The sequence below is a fragment of the Microcystis sp. M_QC_C_20170808_M3Col genome (genome assembly GCF_007095505.1).
In the GTDB taxonomy this organism is placed as follows: Bacteria; Cyanobacteriota; Cyanobacteriia; order Cyanobacteriales; family Microcystaceae; genus Microcystis.
In genome coordinates this window covers 1-2,672 of record NZ_SFBY01000184.1, presented here as the reverse complement: position 1 = coordinate 2,672, position 2,672 = coordinate 1, and the positions used below count along the sequence as shown (strand labels likewise).

Below are 2,672 nucleotides of genomic sequence, written 5' to 3'. Positions count from 1 at the left end.
TGCAGTCGCTGGTATTGAAATTGACGAAGGTATAGACCGTTATGCCTATAATAAAGGACTATTTGTGATTAAACCTTCTGGGGATACAGTGGAGATTATTAATGATGAAAACTTTCGACCGAGGACTTGGTAAATTGTCTTAACTATGATTTATGTAATTATTTGATGGACTATGATTTTTTCATCTGTTCTTCATTAATTATAACCATTCAGGTAGAATCTAAAAACCTTGTTGGGTAAGACTTTTAGACTTTTTGTCAATCAAAAAGTACCGGACTGGGAGTGATCAGGGGGAAAATTCCGGGACTTTTTCCCTGAAAATTAGGTAGTTGACCACCTCAAAATGGTTAAAACCCCACACCCCACACCCCACACCCCACACCCTACCACCACCGAAAAACTTTTTCAGCAGACCCTAATTAACTTTCCCAAGCGATCGCATTGAGCGCAAAGTGAAGCAATCTCAAAAGTTTAAGATTGCTTCTGGGGAATTCATGTCGTGTACTTCGACCTGTGTGGAAACGAGGTCTATACTGATAGAATATCCGCAAAATAGTCCTAAAAGTCTTGTCCAATAAGCACTTCAGGATTCCATAAGCAAAAATTATCACACAAAGTCGAGGAGAGCCGACAGTTTAAAAACCTGTCTCCACACTTTATCTACTTAGGGTTTGCTGAATAAAGCTAAAAACCTTGTCGGATAACACTTTTGGACTTTTTTGACATCTTTTTCCCTGAAAATTAGGTAATTGACCACCTGAAAATGGGTAAAACCCCACACCCCACACCCCAACCCCCAACCCCCAACCCCCAACCCCCACCGAAAAACTTTTTCAGCAGACCCTACTTAGCAGCAGTGTTAGCTGAAGTTCAAGGGAATAACTCAAAGTAATCACAGTGACTTGGACGAATAATCGAAAAATCTCGACGATCAAGTGTGTAAACGCGAGTAATATTTAGCCTTTCAGCTATAGCAATAATCGCTGCATCCGTAAAATCAAGCTGATTATCAGCATACTGTTCTAAAATTTCATGCACTCGCACTAAATCGTCTGGCATTAAAGGTTCGACTTGAACCGTATCAGGTGTTATACTAGACACAAAACGTCGCATTGCTTGATGCCCCAATCTGGAGCCGATTAGATAGCAGACTTCAGGTAAGACGACTACAGGTAGCACTAATGACTCATTAATGCTTTGAGCAACAGCCAAAACACGCTCATGGTTGCGATCGCTTTGGTCAGTCAACGCAAACAAAAAACTGGTGTCGAGTATCGCTGTCATACAGAATTGTTGGGTTGAAAATTCCAGCCAGACACTGGATCAATTTCATGGCGAAGAATTTCCTCATCCTGTTCTGAAATATCCTGTTGACCAGAATTTCCTAAACCTGCAATTGCCAGGAGAAAGCTAGAAGCATCAGTGATCAGTTCTGTTTGATGGGTTGATTTATAGTGAAGATAGTCAAGGAAACTAGCAAGTTCCACCAAAGCATCTTCAGGAAGAGAGTTGACTGCTTCCAGTAGCTGTTGTCGTTCTATAGTGCTTCTATCCATTGCTAAATCTTTGAGTAAATTGTCTTAACTATAATTTATTTGATTATTTAATCGACTATGATTTTTTTATCTTAATCTAGTCTAACATTTACGGTGATCGCACCATGAATGAAGCTAGAAAACGGGTTTCTTGAAGAAACCCGTTTTCTGTGGGTAACTATTTTTTTGCTCTGCGAATAGCACCACCTAGCATTAAACTCCCTAACGTGATATAACCAAGAAGGCTACTGGGTTCGGGAACAGGTTGGGGTGCTCCGGGTACCGTCAGCACCGAAGACATCCCGTATAATCTCGCAAAACCAAAATTCCGATCGATAAAATCATCAACCCATCCATCCCCAGTATTGTAAAGTTTTGTAGAAAATATACGCAAATAATAGCAAACAACTGCTACTGTGGTTAGTGCAAGTTTACCTTACAGTTGAAATGAAACTATCAGATTATGCCAAGAAAAAGGGGATCAGTTATGACACTGCTTGGAGGATGTGGAATCGAGGGCAGTTACAAGGAGAACGTCTTCCCACAGGAACAATTATTATCTTTGAAGATGACCGTTCAGTGCGTGAAAATAAAGTTGCTATTTATGCAAGAGTTTCTAGTTCAGAAAATAAATCTAACTTGGAGACTCAGGCGAAAAGATTAGAGGCTTATTGTACGGCGAAAGGCTATCAAATTGTCAGAGTAGTTAAAGAAGTGGGAAGTGGGGTTAATGACCACAGAAAGCTATTATTAAAACTTCTAGAACAAACTGATTATAACTTAATTGTCGTAGAACATAAAGACCGATTGAGTAGAGTAGGGTTCAATTATTTAAAAGTTCTTTTAGCCCAAACAAACCGAGACATAGAAGTAGTCAATTTAGCCGAGGAAAGAAAAGATGATTTGATGCAAGATTTTGTCAGCATAATCACTTCATTTTGCGCTCGACTGTATTCAATAAGACGAAGAAAAAGAAAAACCGAATGTTTAATTAAGTGCTTGGAGGAAGAGCATGAAGTTAGTTCAAAGACATCTAATCAAATTTAATAAAAATGAATTTTTAGCATTTGATAAGTTGGCATTTTTATCAAAGAATCTTTATAATTGTGCTGTCTATTTAAACCGTCAAGCTTTCTT

3 protein-coding genes and 2 pseudogenes are annotated in these 2,672 nt (G+C 38.9%); 2 read left to right on the top strand and 3 right to left on the bottom strand.

Annotation, left to right across the window (positions count from 1 at the left end; genetic code table 11):
* Positions 1-133: pseudogene (locus EWV84_RS08195) on the top strand (DUF3782 domain-containing protein); the annotation flags it as partial.
* Positions 134-870: 737 nt separating this feature from the next.
* Here the strand turns inward: EWV84_RS08195 and EWV84_RS08190 are convergent.
* The 3 genes and pseudogenes from EWV84_RS08190 to EWV84_RS08180 form a co-directional block, all read right to left on the bottom strand.
* Positions 871-1,284, bottom strand: coding sequence for a type II toxin-antitoxin system VapC family toxin (locus EWV84_RS08190; protein ID WP_287077605.1), 414 nt, complete (start codon positions 1,282-1,284; stop codon positions 871-873).
* On the bottom strand, positions 1,281-1,556 hold the full coding sequence (locus EWV84_RS08185) for a hypothetical protein (RefSeq protein WP_287077604.1): 276 nt from the start codon (positions 1,554-1,556) through the stop codon (positions 1,281-1,283). Before EWV84_RS08185 ends, EWV84_RS08190 begins: the two co-directional genes overlap by 4 nt.
* Positions 1,557-1,713: 157 nt before the next feature.
* Positions 1,714-1,800, bottom strand: a pseudogene (locus tag EWV84_RS08180) (PEP-CTERM sorting domain-containing protein); the annotation flags it as partial.
* A gap of 182 nt (positions 1,801-1,982) precedes the next feature.
* Here EWV84_RS08180 and EWV84_RS08175 point away from each other — a divergent pair.
* Positions 1,983-2,582 carry an IS607 family transposase gene (locus tag EWV84_RS08175; RefSeq protein WP_287077603.1) on the top strand — a complete coding sequence of 200 codons (600 nt, stop codon included), beginning with the start codon at positions 1,983-1,985 and terminating at the stop codon, positions 2,580-2,582.
* Positions 2,583-2,672 lie beyond the last annotated feature (90 nt).

Excerpts from the sequence above, each read along its gene's own strand:
- EWV84_RS08185 (WP_287077604.1), bottom strand. The coding sequence starts at position 1,556 with ATGGATAGAAGCACTATAGAACGACAACAGCTACTGGAAGCAGTCAAC.
- EWV84_RS08175 (WP_287077603.1), top strand. The coding sequence starts at position 1,983 with ATGAAACTATCAGATTATGCCAAGAAAAAGGGGATCAGTTATGACACT.
- EWV84_RS08190 (WP_287077605.1), bottom strand. The coding sequence starts at position 1,284 with ATGACAGCGATACTCGACACCAGTTTTTTGTTTGCGTTGACTGACCAA.